This is a genomic window from Bacillus pretiosus, from assembly GCF_051294775.1.
Lineage (GTDB): Bacteria > Bacillota > Bacilli > Bacillales > Bacillaceae_G > Bacillus_A > Bacillus_A wiedmannii.
Genome location: NZ_JBPPHF010000442.1, coordinates 1 through 287, shown reverse-complemented (window position 1 = coordinate 287; position 287 = coordinate 1). Strand labels below are relative to the sequence as shown.

At 32.1% G+C, this 287-nt stretch carries 1 pseudogene; it reads left to right on the top strand.

Annotation, left to right across the window (positions count from 1 at the left end):
- Positions 1 to 201 (top strand): annotated as a pseudogene (locus tag ACSG5Z_RS31640) (hypothetical protein); the annotation flags it as partial.
- Between the last annotated feature and the right edge of the window lie 86 nt (positions 202 to 287).

The following is a 287-nucleotide window of genomic DNA, read 5'->3' as shown; positions in this document are numbered from 1 at the left end:
CCGCAAGGGAAAACATTTAAAATATACCAAGAGGATACAACAAAATTATCGGAGTCGAGTAATGATAAAAAAGAGTTACATGAAATAGGTACGATGACAGTATATAAAGATGTCCCTTATGTCGAAGTGGAAATGAAAAATAAGAAAATGAGTTTTAAAGTGCCAGAAGATGTGGCGAAAGATTTATTAAATTATAAATAAAAAAACGCTCGGAGAACATTCCGAGCGTTTTTATTATTATTTTAAGTTCTCTGGGTTTAAAGCTTCTAGTTCAGATACAACGAAGC